Here is a 19160-nt window from a genome sequence, read left to right as displayed (position 1 = left end):
TCTCCACGATCTTATTATTTCACATCGGCTGAGCCGACCTGTTATCAGAAAGGCCAGCAGTATGACGTGCTGGCCTGTCGGTTTTCTTATTAATCTGGATTTTTGGAGCGTGTCGTCGCGTTAGCGCAGCGCCTCAAGAACAGCGCCATCTTCATCCATCTGATCCAGACGGGTGAGCAGCTTGCGGGTGATATGCTCGAGCTGATCTTTCTCGGCGTTACTTAAAGACGACCAGAGTTGATGCAGGCAGTTGTGCTGAGGTGGAAGCACCTCGCGCAGGAATTCGTGACCTTTCTCGGTCAGTTGCAGATGCAGGCAACGGCGGTCGTTGTCGCTTTCGCGGCGCTCAATCCAGCCACGTTTTTCCAGCTCATCGGCAATACGGGTGGCATTAGTACGGGACGAACCCAGCGCGCAGCTCAGTTCTGAAGGCTGAATGCTGTGATTTTCCTGAGACTCCAGCGTAATCAACGCCATAAACAACGTCTCGTTAATCCCTTGAGCTTTCAGCATTTTATTGCGATTTTCCAGCAGCTTACCCTGCATGTGCATGCAGAGACGCGTTAACAGGATCTCCTGATAAGGGAAATCTGCATAGCGACTGGCGCGAAACTTAAGCATTTGTTCAATGGGCGTAAACGAACTATCCATTTGGGCATAACCTCATTAATTACAGCCGATATAGTAACGACAGTGACAAATAATGTAAATGAATTATTTGTGCGGCTAAAATCCACAAGACAAATTTCACCGTCATCAAGAGCCGGGTTGATCCGTGACCCGGTAAGCACAGAAAAGAGGGGATGGCACTGGCAAAACGGGGATGGGTCTTCGGGCATACGCTATTCATGCGGTATTCTAATATGTTACCCACACAAAAATTTCCGGTATAAATGATTCCGTACCTTAACAGACTGAGGGGCTCCTTAACACCCTGAGAAGCCCCAACTTATGTAAACGTTACTGAATGGCTTCCTGAAGGTGGTAGCCGCGCCACCACACCAGCAGGTTAAGCACCGCCATCACTGCCCCTACCGCACACACGCCCGCCCAGCCGCCATGCTGCCACGCCGAGGCCGAGATGAGCGACCCGGCGGCACCACCGATAAAGTAGCTGGTCATGTACCCGGCCGTCAGGCGGTTACGGGCGTCCGGCTTGACGCGGTAAATCACGGTCTGGTTGGTGATATGCACCCCCTGGACGGTGAGGTCGAGCACCAGAATGCCGACAATCAGCGCCAGCACTGAAACATGCCCGTACCAGATCGCCGCCCAGGAGAGCAGCAGCATCACCAGCCCGACGGTGGTGGTCAGGTGAGATTTGCCTTTATCCGCCAGACCACCCGCAGGACGCGCGCCCAGCGCGCCCGCAGCACCGGCCAGACCAAACAGGCCAATCATCCCTTCGGAATAGTTAAACGGCGGCGAGGCCAGCAGGAAGGCCATTGAGGTCCAGAGAATGCTGAAGTTCGCGAAGGTGAAGCAGCCCAGCAGCGCCCGGGTGCGCAGCAGTTTGTCCTTAATGAAGAGGCTGAACACGGAGCCCAGCAGCTGCGGATAGTTGAGATGGGTTTCTGACTTCACCTTCGGCAGGCCGCGCCACAGCGCCAGCGCCATCACCACCATCAGCACCGAGGCCACCCAGTAAACGGTGCGCCAGCCGCCGATGCCCGCCAGCAATCCGGCAACCGTACGCGCCAGTAAAATCCCCAGCAGCAGGCCGCTCATGATGGTGCCAACCACTTTGCCGCGCTTTTCCGGCGAGGCGAGGGTGGCGGCGAGCGGGACCAGGATCTGCGCTACAACTGAGAACAGCCCGGTCAGTGCCGTACCGAGGATCATCATGCTCAGCGACTGGCTGGAGGCGGTGATCAGCATCCCGCCTGCGGCCAGCAGGGTCATGGAGACAATCATCGCCCGACGTTCGAACATATCTCCCAGCGGCACAAGGAACAGCAGGCCAACCGCATACCCCAGCTGAGCGGCGGTAACGATAAAACCAGCCGAGCTTGCGGTGAGCGAGAAGTTGCGGGCGATGGTTTCCAGAAGCGGTTGAGCGTAATAGTTGCTGGCCACAGTCAGACCGGTTGCCACTGACATCAGCAGGATAAGTGCGGGGCTAAGCCCTTGAGTTGTTTTTGTCATTTGGTTTCGAAATCATTAGTTAAGTGATTATTTTTTCGTAAACCATAATAACGGATGAATGAAGGAGGCGGGGAGTTGTTGAGTGATGGATTGTGCGGTTTGAGCCCCTCACCCTAACCCTCTCCCCATAGGGGAGAGGGAACAGTCCGGCGCGGGGTTTTAGATTGTGCTCGATCTGCTTTACACCCTCTCCCCTATGGGGAGAGGGCTGGGGTGAGGGGAAACGCGAGCACTTACTTCTGCGCGGCCAGCGCCTCATTTACCCACGCATCAAACTGCTGCTGGTGGGCTTTGATCCAGCCGTCGACGTGACCCTGAACATCGGCTTCAGAGGATTTGCCCGCATGCATCATCGCGTTCTGCGCGTTGATATCCGCCAGCGGCAATTTCATTACCGAGAACAGCTTCGCCGCCGCCGGGTTTTTCTCAGCCCAGGCTTTGTTGGCCACGATGTGCATGGTGTTCACCGGGAAGCCGTAGTTCATGCCGTTCGGCAGTTTGGTGTCGATATCCTTCTGCTCGCCCGGCAGGGAGGAGAATGGCACCTGCAGCCAGACCACATCTTTACCCGGCTTCAGCACGTCGCTCACCCAGTACGGTGTCCAGGTGTAATAGATGACCGGTTTGCCCTCTTTGAAGCGGGCGATGGTGTCGGCCATCATCGCGGAGTAGTTGCCGTGGCTCACATCCACCGTTTTCGCCAGGTCGAAGGCTTTGTTCTGGTGATTAATCACCGCTTCGCAGCCCCAGCCTGGGGAGCAGCCCATCATGTCGGCTTTGCCATCCCCGTTGGTATCGAACAGTTTGGCAATCTTCGGATCTTTCAGCTGTTCAATATTGGTGATGTGGTACTGGTCGGCGGTTTTCTTGTCGATCAGGTAGCCCTGGGCCGCACCGGTGACAAAGGTCCCTTCGCGGTAGAACTTTTTGTCGCCGCCCGCAGCGCTGTACATATCGTCATGCAGCGGCTGCCAGTTGACGGCGGTAAAGGTGGCATCACCAGAGGCAATCGAGGTATAGCCCACGTTGTAATCCACTTCGCTTGGCTTATTGACCGTATAGCCCAGCTTCTCCAGCGCCCGGCTGACCAGCCCGGTCTGGAACGACTCTTCGGAGATGGTGCTCTGTACCGGTTGCACGGTAATACCTTTGCCCGGCAGATCGGCAGCAAACACGCTGGTGGAGGCAAGGGTGGCAAACGCTGTGGCAAAAATTACGCTATGTCGCATCGTTGTTCCTTATTTTATGAATGGGCGGGTGATTAACCCGACTGGGCCGGTGGTATACCAGCGACGGTTGCCGCGACTGCGTGAATCACGACCGACAGCCTGAGTCAGGCGGTCAAGAATAATGGCGAGGATCACGATCCCGACGCCGCCGACGGTTGCCAGCCCCATATCGAGACGGCCAATGCCGCGCAGCACCATCTGACCGAGACCGCCCACGGCGATCATCGAGGCGATCACCACCATCGACAGGGCCAGCATCAGGGTCTGGTTCACACCCGCCATAATGGTGGGCATCGCCAGCGGGAGCTGAACTTTAAACAGCATCTGGCGCGGGCTGGCGCCAAACGAGCGTGAGGCCTCGATAAGGTCCGCCGGCACCTGGTTGATGCCAAGAATGGTCAGACGCACAATCGGCGGCAGGGCGAAGATGATGGTCACCACCACGCCCGGCACGTTACCGATGCCGAACAGCATCACGATAGGCACCAGGTAGACAAACGCCGGGGTGGTCTGCATCGCATCCAGCAGCGGGCGGATAATTTTCGCCGCCCGCGGACTGCGCGCCAGCCAGATCCCCATCGGCAGGCCGATCACCACGCAGAAGAGCAGGGCAGTCAGCACCAGCGCCAGGGTGATCATCGCCTGGGACCACGCCCCGATCGCGCCGATCAGGATCAACGAGATTAATGTCGCCACGCCCATCCCCGCGCTGCCAAACTGCCAGGCAATCAGCGAGAAGAGGACGATAGCCACTGGAGCAGGCATCCCCAGCATCAGCTGCTGGAAGCCGTTGAGGATGTAATCCACCGGGACGCGAATGCCCTGGAACACCGGACGGAAATGGGTCACCACCCAGTCGATCCCCTCGGTCACCCAGCTATCGAGCGGGATCAGGGTCTTATGGAACGGATCCATAATATTGAAATGTTCCGGCGCGGGGGCAGGGGCGCTGGTCAGCCAGTCGGCCCCGCCGCCGTCAGTGGGTGCGGGTGTAGAAGAACCCCACGCGTCTGCGGATTGCGCCGCGCTGTCCGCCGCTTCTGTGGTACCCCACGGGTTAGATTGATCAGCCATTGTTTGCCCCCTCGCGATCTAAAGCCTGCAGCAACATGCGTTTTGAGATGATGCCGACGTACTGTTGTTCCTCTCCGACCACCGGTACCGCGCACGGTGCCTGGCCTACGTGTGAGAGCAACTCGCTGAGCGGCGTTTCGGCGTCCACGGCAAGCGGTGCGTCGATTAACGCCGCATCGATTCCCAGATTTTCGCCGAGGGCGGTTTTCAGGGAGTCGATGGAGACAACGCCGACAAATTTATTGCCGCGTTCAACCAGATAGCCGTATTCACGGTCTTCGTCCTGTAGCAGCTTCAGCGCCGAGCGTGGGCCGAAACCTGGCGTTTTCCGGATAATGCCGTTAGGCGTTCTGCGGGCAATATCTTTGGCGCTGAACACCTGGCTAATATCCACGCCGCGGAAGAAGGTGCGCACATAATCATTTGCCGGATTATTGAGAATTTCATCCGGGGTGCCCACCTGAACCACTTCGCCGTTTTGCATAATGGCAATACGATCGCCAATTCGCATGGCTTCATCGAGGTCATGGGAAATAAAGACAATGGTACGCTGATGCCGGGACTGCAGTTTTACCAGCTCATCCTGCATCTCGGTACGAATTAATGGATCGAGCGCCGAGAAGGCTTCATCCATTAATAATATATCGGGATTGATCGCTAATGCGCGGGCTAATCCCACACGCTGACGCATGCCGCCGGAGAGTTCATCCGGATAAGCATGAGCGTAATTTTCCAGCCCTACCTGACGCAGCGCATCCAGGGCTTTTTCCTGGCGCTCACTGGCAGGAGTACCCGCTAATTCCATACCGAAGGCGGTGTTATTTAGCACCGTCATATGCGGCATCAGAGCGAATGACTGAAACACCATCGCGATCTTTTTTCTGCGCACCTCGCGAAGCTCGGCGTCCGATATTCTGGCGATATCCACGCCGTCAATCAGCACCTGTCCGCGGGTGGGTTCAATCAGGCGATTGAGAAGGCGAACCATAGTGGATTTACCCGAACCGGATAACCCCATGATGACGAAAATCTCGCCTTCTTCAATGGCCAGACTGGCGTCTTTAACGCCAAGCGACAGCCCGGTTTTTTCCAGAATTTGTTCTTTTGACAGACCTTTTTCAATATATTTGAAAGCCCTCTGCGGGTGCTCGCCAAATACTTTGTAGAGATTTTTCACTTCTAATTTAATTGCCATGCAATAGAGAATGTCCCGTTATTTATTTAAGTCGATAGAATTACCAGTGAAATAATAAGCAGGCCATACCCTAACATACTCAGAATCTGAGACAACCCTTGCGCCGCGTGTGGCACGAATTTTGCCGTGGTTTGCATGCGGATAATATCGCTGAATTTCCCATGAGATAAGGGCTGAGCGGGAAATGAATTTTTTTGAGATTTTTATGACGCGGCCGGGGAATTTCGCCTGGATCACAAGGATTCAGGCGAATATGACCGCAGAATTACAGCGTAGAACACAGAGAAATATTTGTCAGGCAATAACGTAATATATCGTAAATTAACGATCGTTATATTTCGCTTAAAAATCCCAGTCTTCGTCTTCAGTTTCTACCGCTTTGCCCATCACATACGACGAGCCCGACCCCGAGAAAAAGTCGTGGTTTTCGTCGGCATTCGGCGAGAGCGCGGCGAGGATCGCCGGGTTCACCTGGGCCATTTCCGGCGGGAACAGCGCCTCGTAACCGAGGTTCATCAGCGCCTTGTTGGCGTTGTAGCAGAGGAACGCCTTCACGTCCTCCTCCCAGCCGGTTCCGGCGTACAGCTCATCGGTATAGCTCAGCTCGTTGTCGTACAGATCCATCAGCAGATCCAGCGCAAAACCCTTTAACGCCTCGCGCTCGGCCTCGCTGACTTTCTCCAGTCCTTTCTGATACTTATAGCCAATATAGTAGCCGTGTACCGCTTCATCCCGGATGATCAGCCGAATCAGATCCGCGGTGTTGGTCAGCTTGCCCCGGCTGGACCAGTACATCGGCAGCCAGAAGCTGGAATAGAAGAGGAACGACTCCAGAAACACGCTGGCAATTTTCTTCTTCAGCGGCTCATCGGCGCGATAATGTTCCAGCACCCGCTGGGCTTTACGCTGCAGAGAGTCGCTCTCTTCGCTCCAGCGGTAGGCGGCGTCCACGTCTTTGGTCTGACAGAGGGTCGAGAAAATAGAGCTGTAGGAGCGGGCATGCACCGCCTCCATAAAGCTGATGTTCGACATGACCGCCTCTTCGTGTGGCGTCAGCGCGTCGGCGATAAGCGCAGGCGCGCCCACCGTATTCTGCACCGTGTCGAGCAGCGTCAGGCCGGTAAAGACGCGGATGGTGAGCTGCTGCTCGGCGTGGCTTAGCGTCTCCCACGCCGGAACGTCGTTCGACAGCGGCACCTTCTCCGGCAGCCAGAAGTTGCTGGTCAGGCGGTTCCAAACCTCCAGATCTTTATCATCTTCAATTTTGTTCCAGTTAACGGCGTGCACCCGTGACAGTTTCATGCTCTCTCCTTACAGCGCGCAGGACACGCAGCCTTCTGTTTCGGTGCCTTCCAGCGCAAGCTGGCGCAGGCGAATGTAATACAAAGTCTTGATCCCTTTCTTCCAGGCGTAGATCTGCGCTTTGTTGATGTCGCGGGTGGTGGCGGTATCCGGGAAGAAGAGCGTCAGCGACAGCCCCTGATCGACATGTTTTGTCGCCTCGGCGTAGGTATCGATAATCTTCTCCGGGCCGATGTCATAGGCGTCCTGATACAGGGCCAGATTCTCGTTGGTCATAAAGGGGGCAGGGTAGTAGACGCGCCCGGTTTTGCCCTCTTTGCGGATCTCAATTTTCGACACAATAGGGTGAATGCTCGAGGTGGCATGATTGATGTAGGAGATCGACCCGGTCGGCGGCACCGCCTGCAGATTCTGGTTATAGATGCCGTAGCGCATCACGTCGTCGCGCAGCTGCTGCCACATCGCCCGCGTCGGCAAGCTGACCCCGGCGCGGGCAAATAGCGCGCGCACTTTTAATGAGATGGTCACTCCCTCCTTCCCGGTACTATGCTGAGGACAGGCTTTCATTCGGAGAACTATCATGGAAAACATTGCGCTCATTGGTATCGATCTGGGTAAAAACTCTTTCCATATTCATTGCCAGGATCGTCGCGGGAAGGCTGTTTACCGTAAAAAATTTACCCGGCCAAAGTTGATCGAATTTTTGGCGACATGCCCCGCTACAACCATCGCAATGGAAGCCTGTGGCGGTTCTCACTTTATGGCACGCAAGTTGGAAGAGTTGGGGCATTCCCCAAAGCTGATATCACCACAATTTGTCCGCCCGTTCGTTAAAAGCAATAAAAACGACTTTGTCGACGCCGAAGCTATTTGTGAAGCTGCATCGCGTCCGTCTATGCGTTTTGTGCAGCCCAGAACGGAATCTCAGCAGGCAATGCGGGCTCTGCATCGTGTCCGTGAATCCCTGGTTCAGGATAAGGTAAAACAACCAATCAAATGCATGCTTTTCTGCTGGAATTTGGCATTAGCGTTCCCCGAGGAGCTGCCGTTATTAGCCGACTGAGTACCATTCTTGAGGATAATAGTTTGCCTCTTTACCTCAGCCAGTTATTGCTGAAATTACAACAGCATTATCACTATCTTGTTGAGCAGATTAAAGATTTGGAATCCCAGTTGAAACGAAAGTTGGACGAAGATGAGGTTGGACAGCGCTTGCTGAGCATTCCCTGCGTCGGAACACTGACAGCGAGTACTATTTCAACTGAGATTGGCGACGGGAAGCAGTACGCCAGCAGCCGTGACTTTGCGGCGGCAACAGGGCTTGTACCTCGGCAGTACAGCACGGGAGGTAGGACGACATTGCTGGGAATTAGTAAGCGAGGTAATAAAAAGATCCGAACTTTGTTGGTTCAATGTGCCAGGGTATTCATACAAAAACTGGAACACCAGTCTGGCAAATTGGCCGATTGGGTCAGGGATTTACTGTGCCGGAAAAGCAACTTTGTCGTCACTTGTGCTCTGGCAAATAAGCTGGCCAGAATAGCCTGGGCCCTAACGGCACGACAGCAAACTTATGTAGCATAACGGCAGAAATACACCGGTTTAAAGAATTACTGATCTGGTTTTGCGAATACTGATATTGATGATACTAACGGCCCACCGGCCTGTTGAGGAACCTGTAAAACGGAAAGGCTCATTGAAGCCGTATATTTTCTGGAGGTTCATCAGGCGCGGAACTCATCAAGGCGCGGGAATAAAATCCCATTCAGACGCCGGATAGATTCAAGCAAGCCAACTTGTCGTCAAAATCGGTGTTGCAAAAACGGGAGTGACCATAGATTCCGTTTTCGGCTGCCAGTCGTCGCGAAGGTACTGGGTAAAGTACTCTCCGCTGGCATAGCGGGACTGCTCAAAGCCCGCAAACCGCTGCCCCTTTTCCCGCGCCAGCATCATCGAGGTATTCAGGGCGTGCCAGGTGATGGTGTAGAAGTAGAGGTTGGTGAAGTCCAGCCCCTCCGGGCTGCCGTAGGCAATGCCTTCCCGGGCCAGATAGCCGTGCAGGTTCATCTGCCCGAGGCCGATGGCGTGCGAGGCGGCATTCCCGGCCTCCACCGACGGCACGCTGCGAATGTGGCTCATGTCCGATACCGCCGACAGGCCGCGTACCGCGGTTTCGACGGTGCGGCCAAAGTCCGGCGAGTCCATGGTGTGGGCGATATTCAGCGAGCCCAGATTACAGGAGATATCATGCCCGGTGCGGGCGTAGTCCAGGTTCTCGTCATAGGTCGAGGGGCTGTTGACCTGCAAAATCTCCGAGCACAGGTTGCTCATGTTGATGCGCCCGGCTATGGGGTTGGCGCGATTCACCGTGTCCTCATACATGATGTAGGGATAGCCGGACTCAAACTGGATCTCGGCCAGCCGCTGGAAGAAGTCGCGGGCATTCAGGTATTTTTTACGGATCCGCGTATCCGCCACCATCTCGTCGTACAGTTCGCTCACCGCCACATCACCAAACGGCTTGCCGTAGATGCGCTCCACGTCATAAGGCGAGAACAGCGCCATCTCGGCGTTCTCTTTTGCCAGCCGGAAGGTGATATCCGGGATCACTACCCCCAGAGAAAGGGTTTTGATGCGGATTTTTTCGTCGGCGTTTTCGCGTTTGGTATCGAGGAAGCGCAGGATATCCGGGTGATGGGCATGGAGATAAACCGCTCCCGCCCCCTGACGCGCCCCGAGCTGGTTGGCGTAGGAGAAAGCATCTTCCAGCATCTTCATCACCGGGATCACCCCGGAGGACTGGTTCTCGATGCGCTTGATGGGCGCGCCCGCTTCCCGCAGGTTCGAGAGTAAAAAGGCCACCCCGCCGCCGCGCTTGGAGAGTTGCAGGGCGGAGTTCACCGCCCGGCCAATTGACTCCATGTTGTCTTCAATGCGCAGCAGGAAGCAGGAGACCAGCTCCCCGCGCTGCGCCTTGCCGCAGTTGAGGAAGGTGGGCGTGGCGGGCTGAAAACGCCCGGCGAGGATCTCGTCCGTCAGCTGGCGGGCCAGGGTTTCATCCCCCTGAGCCAGGGTCAGGGCGACCATCACCACCCGATCCTCGAAGCTCTCGAGATAGCGCTTCCCGTCGAAGGTTTTCAGCGTATAGCTGGTGTAAAACTTCCACGCGCCGAGGAAGGTCTGGAAACGAAAACCGCTGGCGTGGGCGTGGTCAAAAAGACCCAGCACAAAGCTGCTGTCGAAGCGCGCCAGCACGCGGGGGTCGTAGTAGCCCTCGCTGACCAGGTAGTCAAGACGCGCCTGCGTGCTGGCGAAGGTCACGCTGTTGGGGCGCACGTGGGCGTTAAAAAAGGCGTCCACCGCCTCACCGTCTTTGCTGAACTGGATCTTCCCGTCAGCATCATACAGGTTCAGCATGGCGTTCAGGGCATGGAAATCCTGCGAGCCCTGCATCACGCGTTCTGCGGTTGTCGTTGCCAAAATTCGTTCACTCCTTTACGCACGTTGTCGACGTCCTGCTCCGTCCCCATCAGCTCAAAGCGATAGAGGTACGGCACGCCGCACTTTTGTGAAATGACATCCCCGGCGCGGCAGAAGGCATCGCCGAAATTACGGTTGCCGGCGGCGATCACCCCGCGGATAAGCGCCCGGTTATGCGGGTCGTTGAGAAAGCGGATCGCCTGGCGCGGTACCGCCCCGGCCGTTCCGCCGCCGCCATAGCTCGGCACCACCAGAATAAAAGGCTCGTCCACCTGGATCCGCTCCCGCTCGTTCAGCGGAATACGCACGGCGGGCAGCCCGAGGCGCCCGATAAAGCGGTGCGTGTTTTCCGAGCTGCTGGAGAAGTAGACGAGCAGGCTCATGCCCGGACGGCCTGCACAGGCTGTTGCAGACGATTAATCAGGTCCGGACGAAACCCCGACCAGCTGGTCTCCCCGGCGATCACCACGGGAAGCTGGCGGAACCCCAGGTTACGCAGCGTCTCTGCCGCGTCCGGCTCCAGGTCTACATTCACCATTTCGAAGCTCACACCGCGGCTCTCCATGGCGCGTTTGGTGGCATGGCACTGCACACAGTCGTTACGAGTGTAAATAATAATGCGCATGATTCGTATTTCCATTTAGAATAGGTGTCCGACGCGATTCAACGCGTCACCAGGAGTCTGTCTTGCTAAAAGGAATACTAGATGTAGTTATCTAAAGTTTCAACCACACAAGATATGGGAAAATCAGATAGGTTTGCTGCCGGTGATGAGCTCAACGGGAGAGGGATTGCTATGGGCTTAAAAAAGAAAAACCCCAACACCGCAGGGCATTGGGGTCACAGGGGACAGGTCAGAGACGGGCGTTACTTACGCAGAGCGAGCAGCGCGCCGATGAAGATGCTGACCGCCGCAACGGTACCTACTGCACACATCGGGCGTTCACGGATAAAGGTGTTAGCGCAGCCGATGGCATCGCAGGCGGCCTGCTTGCCGGTAGAGCGGCCCTGGAGGCGCGCACGGGTTTCTCGCAGCAGCGATTTGGCCTTACGTCTGGCGTCGTCCGCTTCGCCCTTCGCATCCGATCCCCAGGATTTCAAAACGCTTTCCAGCGAATCCGCTAATTTCCTCACATCGTCTTGGATATCCTGAACATTGTCATCAACGTCATTTCGGTTTGATCGGCTAAACATAAAGTTCTCCCTTGAATTTGCGGTAATTAACAGTTTAGACCACCTTTTTAATATCTGAAGCCGGTCACGGCTTATCAGGCCGTTTATGGATTTTTCTGAAAGCACTGCTAATGCTGAATACGGTAAGGTTGCCCGGCAGGAAATGATAACGAGGAAAGAATATGTATTTACGACCCGATGAGGTTGCGCGCGAACTGGAAAAAGCGGGATTTACCGTGGATGTGGTAACACAAAAAGCATACGGTTATCGTCGCGGCGATAATTATGTTTATGTGAACCGTGAAGCCCGCATGGGGCGCACTGCGCTGATCATTCATCCGACGTTGAAAGAGAGAAGTCTTTCCTTCGCGGAGCCTGCTTCAGAGATGAAAACCAGCGACCATTACCAGCAGTTCCCGCTCTATTTAGGGGGCAATAATCAGGAACATTATGGTATTCCGCATGGATTCAGTTCCCGCATGGCGCTGGAACGCTTTCTTAAAGGCCTGTTTGGCGACTCGCAATAACGACGCGACTGGCTTTCGCCAGTCGCCGTGCCTTACGCCTTGACCTGATGGTACTGGCTCACTTTAAACAGACGTCGGCAGTAATCGAGGAAATAGCCGTACACCGCGCCCATCATCATCGACACCACAATATTTGAGCTTACCGCAGCGGCGATCTGGTGCCAGTCTGCCCCCACCGTTAATAAAATCGCGACATATACCGGTGACTGAAAAGTGACGTACGCCACCACGTCGGCCAGATTTTTCATCCAGCCGGTGGATGAGTAGCGGCGGGCAAAACGCATCACCGCATCGCGATAGAAACCGTACGGCCATGCAATAAGAATGTTCACCGGGACGGCCACCAGGCGCGAGGAAAGTGATTGCTCGAAGGTCATTCCGGAGAGGAATATTTCAATCAGCATGTTCACCACCGAACAGTAGACCACCATTGCAAATGTGTCCGCTACAGCGTGGCGCAGGCGAGACTGCCGTGAGAACATGTTCTGACTCCTGAAAATGATACGATGAAGAGGCTAAAGCGCTTCTGAATAGTGCTTTAGTTTGCTTTTTTTTTCGTGTATAGCGTATCGCTCTACATTAAAACTCTCAATTAGCGATAAATTTTTATTTACTGGCGTTTTGTCCGTAAAATTCTCTAAACGAACCGGTTTTACCAGCATTGCGTTATTTTCTTTTTGTTTGTCATTTTTTATGTTAATAAACAATTAGTTAAGTTTTATTTTTATCGCGCACCGCATGACCTGCCTTCCGGTGAGCAGAATGCGGCGATTTTGTTGCGGGTTATGTTGCTAAATGGATGTTATCCAGCGTAATGCTCTGGATTGGGTTGTTGTGTTCTATGCAGGTTATATGAATGGGTATTCATTGTGGAGTGAGAGGGGAACTGCCTCAGGCGGCGGTTATATCACAGTAAAAATAAATAATGCTTAAACGCTTATTCTGAATAAATCATACAAAGTGAAAATAATCGTCATTATATATTGTTAATTCCCCCACCTTTGACCTGTATTATATTTTCGTGCGGTTTCGTCTGGATGTTCATAAACAAATGAATTACCATGGCCGGGAATTGATTATTTAAACGACTTTGAAAAGGTTTTCATATTATATGACTTCGACATTAAAGAATCTTAATAATATTCGTACACTCCGTGCGATGGCGCGTGAATTCTCACTGGACGTACTGGAAGATATGCTGGAAAAGCTGCGCATCGTCACAGAAGAAAAACGTAATGAACAGTCTGAACTGGAGCAGGAGCGTGCCGAACAGCAGCAGAAAATTAGCGCCCTGCTGGAGATGATGAAAGCCGACGGTATTTCTGCTGAAGACCTGTTGGGCTCTGAGCTGCTGAACACCAGCGCGCAGCCTAAAAAACGTAAACCGCGTGCCGCAAAATATCGCTATACCGATGCCGACGGCAGCGAAAAAACCTGGACCGGCCAGGTTCGTACGCCGAAGCCAATCGCCACTGCACTGGCAGAGGGAAAAACGCTGGATGATTTCCTGATTTAATCCGTGCAGACCGGGCGGCGTTATTCCGCCCGGTAGCGGCTGCTCTCAGCAGACGCCAAAATCGCCATCTTCTTTATACAGCGTCACATCCGCTGCCTTCAGGGTGTATTTATCCCCGTCTTCGTTGCTTGCCTGCACCGCCACAATCTGATCTTCATGCACTTCGATCACTTTAAGTTTTGGTCCGCCCATGCGCGGCTGAACGAGATCGCCAACAGAAAACATAGTTACCTCCTTATGATGGATGAGCTCCGAGCTTAGCCCAGGCGCAGGCCGCGGTACAGGGTTGCAGGGGGAATACCCCTTAATCGTCTGCCTAAACCTGTGTAAAGAGGGTAAAAGAGGGTAAAACTTCGCGCCAGCGCTGGCAGCCGTGCGTAGACTCGCTACTCTTAAAGAGAAAATCTCTTTTTTTACAATGACCTGATTGCTTGTATGGAGAATTTATGGGTTTCTGGCGTATCGTAATTACTATCCTGCTTCCCCCGCTTGGCGTCCTGCTGGGCAAAGGGTTTGGCTGGGCGTTTATCCTCAACGTCATCCTGACGCTGCTGGGCTACATCCCCGGTCTTATCCACGCGTTTTGGGTGCAGAGCCGCGGCTAATCCCGCCACAGCAAATCGCTGTAGATCCCGGTCAGCACCCCCTGGGGCGCAAACTGCTGTTTGATCCAGCGGGTGACCAGGCCGGTTGCCGCATGCTGCGTGGCGAGCAGCATGCGCGAGTCCTGGCGCGGGTTATTGATGCGCCGCGTCACCAGCAGCCCTGCGTCTACGGCCTCTCTGGCCATATGCTCCGGTAAAAAACCGATCCCTTCCCCCAGGATCTGGCACTGGCACTTGGTATTAAAATCCGGGACCAGGATCGCCTCCTGGCCGTGCAGCAGCCAGCCCACTTTCTTGTTAATGGTGTGCGCCGTGTCCTCGACCATGATGTTGGGATACAGACGCAGCTGGCTCTCGGCCAGCGGCTCCGGGGCCAGCGCCAGGGGATGATCCGGGGCGATGGCGAACACCCAGCGAATAGCGCCAATCTCGGTGTAATCGATCCCGCCGCCATCCAGCAGGGTATCAGGCGCGCCAATGGCGATATTCGCCTGGTTATTGATGATCGAATCCCAGACCCCGTTATACACCTCGGTGGTCACCGTAATCTGGCAGGTGGGAAACTGTTTCTTCAGCACCTGCAGCAGGCGGGCGGTGTGGCGCGGGGTGTAGAGCAGTTGGTTGATGCAGAACCGCACCCGCGTTTCGATCCCCTGAGAGATGGTATCTATCCCACGTTTAATGGCATGGAAATCGTTCAGCAGATCGATCGCTTTACGGTAGAAGTAGAAGCCCGACTCGGTGAGCTCGATGCTGCGGGTGTTGCGCACAAACAGCACCACGTCGAGGCCGGTCTCCATGCGCTTGATGGTGTAGCTGATGGCCGAAGTGGTCACCCCCAGTTCGGTGGCGGCCTTGCTGAAGCTACCAAAACGTGCCGCAGTGGTGAACGCCAGCAGGTTCTCTTCGGTAAAGATGGAATTCATATTATCGCTCCCGGCACCCATCAGTTTTGAACATATTTTAACAAAGTGGTTACAACGCATTTGAAGCCGATCACAGTTCTGCCAAATAGCTGAGAGCCGCGTCGGACAAGGTCTGCGTAAACATAAGCAGAATGCAGCCTGCGAGGCTAAATAGCGGCAAAACATAAGGAAAAGATTGCACAGACGCACATTTTGACCGGACTGTTAAATTTATCTCAACAATGAATTGCCTGTCGATGAATCATTTTTAAGCGGATTCTTTTCTGACCAGGCCGTTGCTATGCTCAGTCCATCAGAAAGGAAAACCAGGAGTGTGGAAATGTCCAACAATGAACTCGTTACCGAATTTCTGTTAGCTGCCGAACAGGGTAATGCCGACGCGTTAAAAGCCTGTCTGGGGAAAGGGGTGGATATTAACGCCACCAACCGGCAGAAAAGAACTGCCGTTATTATCGCCAGCCTGAATAAACACTATTCCTGCGTGGAGCTGCTGATTGCCGCAGGCGCCAATATCGACCAGCAGGATGAGACCTGTTTCAACCCGTTCCTGATTAGCTGCCTCACCAACGATATCACCCTGCTGCGCCTGGTGCTGCCGGCCAAACCGGACCTCGACAGGCTGACCCGTTTTGGCGGCGTGGGGATCACCCCGGCCAGCGAGAAAGGCCATCTGGAGGTGGTGCAGGAGCTGCTGGCCCACACCGACATCAACGTCAACCACACCAACTTTGTTGGCTGGACGCCGCTGCTGGAGGCCATAGTGCTAAACGACGGCGGCCCTCGCCAGCAGGCGATTATTAAGCTGCTGCTCGACCACGGCGCCAACCCGCACATGACCGATAAATACGGCAAATCCCCCCTCGAACTGGCGCGGGAAAAAGGTTTCAGCGACATTGCCGACCTGCTGATCGCCGCCGGCGCGTAAACCCTGTGGCCAGCCGTTTCGCGCTGGCCTGAAATAAAAATAGCCTTTCCCCATCATGCCTTCGGGCGTGATATGGCCCCCTTTTGCCCGCATTCAGGAGGACGTAATGCCCACTAAAATCGTCATAAAAAAGAACACATATTTTGATTCTGTTTCGCTGATGTCGGTTTCCACCAAAGCCAATAAGCTGCCCGGCGTCGAGCAGGCTTTCGTGGCGATGGCCACCGAAATGAATAAAGGCGTCTTAAAAAATCTCGGCCTGCTGACGCCGGAGTTAGAGGACGCTAAAAACGGCGACCTGATGATCGTCATTAAAGGCGAGGCCGCGAACGACGAAACCCTTGCCGCTATCGAGGCGCTGTTCACCCGCAAAGAGAGCGCGGGCTCACACGAATCGCGCTACGCCACCCTCGCCAGCGCTAAAACCCATCGTCCGGAGAGTAATCTGGCGGTGATCTCGGTCAACGGCACCTTCGCCGCCCGCGAGGCGCGTCAGGCGCTGGAGAACGATCTTAACGTGATGCTGTTCTCGGATAACGTCTCCCTCGACGACGAACTGGCGCTGAAACAACTGGCTCACGAGAAAGGGCTGCTGATGATGGGGCCGGACTGCGGCACCGCCATTATTAACGGTGCCGGGCTGTGCTTCGCCAACGCGGTGCGCCGCGGCCCTATTGGGATTGTGGGTGCCTCCGGCACCGGTAGCCAGGAGCTGAGCGCACGCATCCACGAGTTCGGCGGCGGCATCTCCCAGCTGATAGGCACTGGCGGTCGCGATCTCAGCGAAAAGATCGGCGGCCTGATGATGCTCGACGCCATCGCGATGCTGGAGGCGGACGACGCCACCCAGGTCATCGCACTCATCTCCAAACCCCCTGCGCCTGCGGTGGCCGAGAAAGTGCTGGCCCGCGCCCGCGCCTGCCGCAAACCGGTCATTGTTTGTTTCCTCGGCCGCAACCAACCCCCGGCCGATGAAGAGGGGCTGCAGTTTGCCCGCGGCACCAAAGAGGCGGCGCTGAAAGCGGTTCTGCTCACCGGGATCAAAAAAGAGTCGCTGGATCTGCATCCGCTCAACTGGCCGCTGATCGAAGAGGTGCGCGCCCGCCTGACCCCGCAGCAGAAGTACATTCGCGGCCTGTTCTGCGGCGGCACCCTGTGCGACGAAGCGATGTTCGCCGCGCTGGAAAAATACGATGACGTCTACAGCAACATCCAGCCGGACCCAACCCGACGGCTTGCGGATATCAACGTCAGCCAGGCCCACACCTTCCTCGATTTTGGCGATGACGACTTCACCAACGGCAAGCCGCACCCGATGATCGACCCGACCAACCGCATCAGCCGCCTGCTGCAGGAGGCGCGCGATCCAGAAGTGGGCGTGATCGTGATGGATTTCGTCCTCGGCTTCGGATCCCACGAGGATCCGGTAGGCGTGATGATCGAAGCGATCAAGGAGGCGCAGGCGATCGCCAAAGCCGATAACCGCCCGCTGGAGATCCTCGGCTACGTGCTCGGCACCGACCAGGATACCCCGTCCCTGAGCCAGCAGTGCCAGCTCCTGACCGACGCGGGCGTGATCTGGGCCAGCAGCAGCACCAACACCGGATTACTGGCACGTGAATTTGTCTTCAAAGGAGAGAAAGCCTGATGACCACCTTATTTAACCAGCCGCTGAACGTCATTAACGTGGGTATCGCGATGTTCAGCGACGATCTGAAGAAGCAGCACGTCCCGGTTACCCATCTCGACTGGACCCCGCCGGGGCAGGGCAATATGCAGGTGGTGGAGGCGCTGGATCAGCTGGCGGATAAACCGCTGGCGGAAAAAATTGCCGCCGCCAACAAACTCGCCCTGGAGCGCATTATTCAGTCCCATCCGGTGCTGGTGGGCTTCGATCAGGCGATCAACGTTGTGCCGGGCATGACCCGCACCACCATCCTGCACGCCGGTCCGCCGGTGGCCTGGGAGAACATGTGCGGGGCGATGAAAGGGGCGGTGACCGGGGCGCTGGTGTTTGAAGGGCTGGCAACCGATCTGGAAGACGCGGCGCGGCTGGCGGCCTCCGGGGAAATCACCTTCTCGCCGTGCCACGAGCATGACTGCGTGGGCTCGATGGCGGGGGTCACTTCGGCGTCGATGTTTATGCATATCGTCGAGAACAAAACCTACGGCAACCGCGCCTTCACCAACCTCAGCGAGCAGATGGCGAAGATTCTGCGCATGGGGGCCAACGACCAGAGCGTCATCGACCGTCTGAACTGGATGCGCGACGTGCTCGGCCCGATGCTGCGCGATGCGATGAAAATCATCGGCGAAATCGACCTGCGCCTGATGCTGGCCCAGGCTCTACACATGGGCGACGAGTGCCACAACCGCAACAACGCGGGCACCACGCTGCTGATCCAGGCCCTGACGCCGGGGCTGATCCAGGCTGGCTACCCGGTGGAGCAGCAGCACCAGGTGTTTGAGTTTGTCGCCAGCAGCGACTACTTCTCCGGCCCGACGTGGATGGCAATGTGTAAAGCCGCGCTGGATGCCGCCCACGGCATCGAGTACAGCACCGTGGTCACCACCATGGCGCGTAACGGCTACGAGTTTGGCCTGCGCGTCTCCGGCCTGCCGGGGCAGTGGTTCACCGGCCCGGCGCAGCAGGTGATTGGCCCGATGTTCGCGGGCTACAAGCCGGAGGACTCCGGCCTGGATATCGGCGACAGCGCCATCACCGAAACCTACGGCATCGGCGGCTTTGCCATGGCGACGGCCCCGGCGATTGTGGCCCTGGTGGGCGGCACGGTGGAAGAAGCCATCGACTTCTCCCGCCAGATGCGCGAGATAACCCTGGGCGAAAACCCGAACGTCACCATTCCGCTGCTCTCGTTTATGGGGATCCCGACCGCCATCGACATCACCAGAGTCGCGGGCAGCGGCATCCTGCCGGTGATCAACACCGCCATCGCCCACAAAGATGCGGGCATCGGCATGATTGGGGCGGGCATCGTTCACCCGCCGTTTAGCTGTTTTGAAAAGGCGCTGTTGACCTTCCGCGATCGCTACTTCTTATAA

The 19160-nt window shown here is 55.8% G+C and carries 18 protein-coding genes and 3 pseudogenes; 7 read left to right on the top strand and 14 right to left on the bottom strand.

The genetic code is table 11. From position 1 onward, the window contains the following. Nucleotides 1-120 precede the first annotated feature (120 nt). The 7 genes and pseudogenes from mprA to FHN83_RS06295 all read right to left on the bottom strand — a co-directional run. A complete protein-coding gene (mprA, locus tag FHN83_RS06330; RefSeq protein ID WP_039029994.1) occupies nucleotides 121-651 on the bottom strand; it encodes a transcriptional repressor MprA in 531 nt (176 codons plus the stop codon). 309 nt (nucleotides 652-960) lie between these two features. Beyond that, on the bottom strand, nucleotides 961-2145 hold the full coding sequence (locus FHN83_RS06320; protein ID WP_039029995.1) for an MFS transporter: 1185 nt from the start codon (nucleotides 2143-2145) through the stop codon (nucleotides 961-963). 233 nt (nucleotides 2146-2378) lie between these two features. After that, nucleotides 2379-3374 carry a glycine betaine/L-proline ABC transporter substrate-binding protein ProX gene (gene proX, locus FHN83_RS06315; protein WP_039029996.1) on the bottom strand — a complete coding sequence of 332 codons (996 nt, stop codon included), beginning with the start codon at nucleotides 3372-3374 and terminating at the stop codon, nucleotides 2379-2381. 9 nt (nucleotides 3375-3383) lie between these two features. Further along, entirely contained in the window at nucleotides 3384-4448 is a 1065-nt protein-coding gene (gene proW, locus FHN83_RS06310) for a glycine betaine/L-proline ABC transporter permease ProW (protein ID WP_039029997.1), read from the bottom strand. After that, the gene (proV, locus tag FHN83_RS06305; RefSeq protein ID WP_039029998.1) at nucleotides 4441-5643 is read right to left on the bottom strand and encodes a glycine betaine/L-proline ABC transporter ATP-binding protein ProV; all 1203 of its coding nucleotides are present in this window, start codon (nucleotides 5641-5643) and stop codon (nucleotides 4441-4443) included. The genes proW and proV overlap by 8 nt, the downstream gene beginning before the upstream one ends. Nucleotides 5644-5985: 342 nt before the next feature. Then, nucleotides 5986-6945: a class 1b ribonucleoside-diphosphate reductase subunit beta gene (gene nrdF / locus FHN83_RS06300; RefSeq protein WP_139563503.1), complete on the bottom strand. Its 960-nt coding sequence runs from the start codon at nucleotides 6943-6945 to the stop codon at nucleotides 5986-5988. Between the two features lie 9 nt (nucleotides 6946-6954). Continuing rightward, nucleotides 6955-7458, bottom strand: a pseudogene (locus FHN83_RS06295) (ribonucleotide-diphosphate reductase subunit alpha); the annotation flags it as partial. A 67-nt stretch (nucleotides 7459-7525) separates the two neighbouring features. On the opposite strand from FHN83_RS06295, the pseudogene FHN83_RS06290 reads away from it, so the two are divergent. After that, nucleotides 7526-8529: pseudogene (locus tag FHN83_RS06290) on the top strand (IS110-like element IS4321 family transposase). 258 nt (nucleotides 8530-8787) lie between these two features. On the opposite strand, the pseudogene nrdE reads toward FHN83_RS06290, so the two are convergent. The 4 genes and pseudogenes from nrdE to FHN83_RS06270 form a co-directional block, all read right to left on the bottom strand. Beyond that, nucleotides 8788-10425 (bottom strand): annotated as a pseudogene (nrdE, locus tag FHN83_RS06285) (class 1b ribonucleoside-diphosphate reductase subunit alpha); the annotation flags it as partial. Next, nucleotides 10398-10808 carry a class Ib ribonucleoside-diphosphate reductase assembly flavoprotein NrdI gene (gene nrdI, locus FHN83_RS06280; RefSeq protein ID WP_039030001.1) on the bottom strand — a complete coding sequence of 137 codons (411 nt, stop codon included), beginning with the start codon at nucleotides 10806-10808 and terminating at the stop codon, nucleotides 10398-10400. The pseudogene nrdE and the gene nrdI, both read right to left, overlap by 28 nt. Then, nucleotides 10805-11065 carry a glutaredoxin-like protein NrdH gene (gene nrdH, locus FHN83_RS06275; RefSeq protein ID WP_072036662.1) on the bottom strand — a complete coding sequence of 87 codons (261 nt, stop codon included), beginning with the start codon at nucleotides 11063-11065 and terminating at the stop codon, nucleotides 10805-10807. The genes nrdI and nrdH overlap by 4 nt, the downstream gene beginning before the upstream one ends. Nucleotides 11066-11292: 227 nt before the next feature. Beyond that, nucleotides 11293-11619 carry a DUF883 family protein gene (locus tag FHN83_RS06270; protein ID WP_039030003.1) on the bottom strand — a complete coding sequence of 109 codons (327 nt, stop codon included), beginning with the start codon at nucleotides 11617-11619 and terminating at the stop codon, nucleotides 11293-11295. Between the two features lie 161 nt (nucleotides 11620-11780). On the opposite strand from FHN83_RS06270, the gene FHN83_RS06265 reads away from it, so the two are divergent. Then, complete coding sequence (locus FHN83_RS06265; protein WP_039030004.1) at nucleotides 11781-12125, top strand: DUF2002 family protein; 345 nt, start codon at nucleotides 11781-11783, stop codon at nucleotides 12123-12125. Between the two features lie 32 nt (nucleotides 12126-12157). On the opposite strand, the gene alaE is transcribed toward FHN83_RS06265, so the two are convergent. Then, nucleotides 12158-12607 carry an L-alanine exporter AlaE gene (gene alaE / locus FHN83_RS06260; RefSeq protein ID WP_039030005.1) on the bottom strand — a complete coding sequence of 150 codons (450 nt, stop codon included), beginning with the start codon at nucleotides 12605-12607 and terminating at the stop codon, nucleotides 12158-12160. Between the two features lie 629 nt (nucleotides 12608-13236). On the opposite strand from alaE, the gene stpA reads away from it, so the two are divergent. Continuing rightward, nucleotides 13237-13641 carry a DNA-binding protein StpA gene (gene stpA, locus FHN83_RS06255; RefSeq protein WP_139563502.1) on the top strand — a complete coding sequence of 135 codons (405 nt, stop codon included), beginning with the start codon at nucleotides 13237-13239 and terminating at the stop codon, nucleotides 13639-13641. Nucleotides 13642-13686: 45 nt separating this feature from the next. On the opposite strand, the gene FHN83_RS06250 is transcribed toward stpA, so the two are convergent. Then, nucleotides 13687-13866 carry a hypothetical protein gene (locus FHN83_RS06250; RefSeq protein WP_039030007.1) on the bottom strand — a complete coding sequence of 60 codons (180 nt, stop codon included), beginning with the start codon at nucleotides 13864-13866 and terminating at the stop codon, nucleotides 13687-13689. Nucleotides 13867-14087: 221 nt separating this feature from the next. Here FHN83_RS06250 and FHN83_RS06245 point away from each other — a divergent pair, with 221 nt between their 5' ends. Next, nucleotides 14088-14246 (top strand): YqaE/Pmp3 family membrane protein, encoded by a 159-nt coding sequence (locus FHN83_RS06245; protein ID WP_039030008.1) that lies wholly within the window; start codon nucleotides 14088-14090, stop codon nucleotides 14244-14246. Here FHN83_RS06245 and FHN83_RS06240 read toward each other — a convergent pair. Continuing rightward, nucleotides 14243-15172 (bottom strand): LysR substrate-binding domain-containing protein, encoded by a 930-nt coding sequence (locus FHN83_RS06240; RefSeq protein ID WP_139563501.1) that lies wholly within the window; start codon nucleotides 15170-15172, stop codon nucleotides 14243-14245. The genes FHN83_RS06245 and FHN83_RS06240 overlap by 4 nt on opposite strands. A 319-nt stretch (nucleotides 15173-15491) precedes the next feature. On the opposite strand from FHN83_RS06240, the gene FHN83_RS06235 reads away from it, so the two are divergent. The 3 genes from FHN83_RS06235 (at nucleotide 15492) to FHN83_RS06225 (ending at nucleotide 19160) form a co-directional block, all read left to right on the top strand. Continuing rightward, on the top strand, nucleotides 15492-16097 hold the full coding sequence (locus tag FHN83_RS06235; protein ID WP_139563500.1) for an ankyrin repeat domain-containing protein: 606 nt from the start codon (nucleotides 15492-15494) through the stop codon (nucleotides 16095-16097). A gap of 106 nt (nucleotides 16098-16203) precedes the next feature. After that, nucleotides 16204-17745 (top strand): acyl-CoA synthetase FdrA, encoded by a 1542-nt coding sequence (gene fdrA / locus FHN83_RS06230; protein ID WP_139563499.1) that lies wholly within the window; start codon nucleotides 16204-16206, stop codon nucleotides 17743-17745. Then, nucleotides 17745-19160 (top strand): DUF1116 domain-containing protein, encoded by a 1416-nt coding sequence (locus FHN83_RS06225; protein ID WP_176556477.1) that lies wholly within the window; start codon nucleotides 17745-17747, stop codon nucleotides 19158-19160. Before fdrA ends, FHN83_RS06225 begins: the two co-directional genes overlap by 1 nt.

This window comes from Leclercia adecarboxylata, assembly GCF_006171285.1.
Lineage (GTDB): Bacteria > Pseudomonadota > Gammaproteobacteria > Enterobacterales > Enterobacteriaceae > Enterobacter > Enterobacter barmai.
Note: the sequence above shows the minus strand (reverse complement) of the source record. Positions and strands in the feature narration are given on the sequence as shown.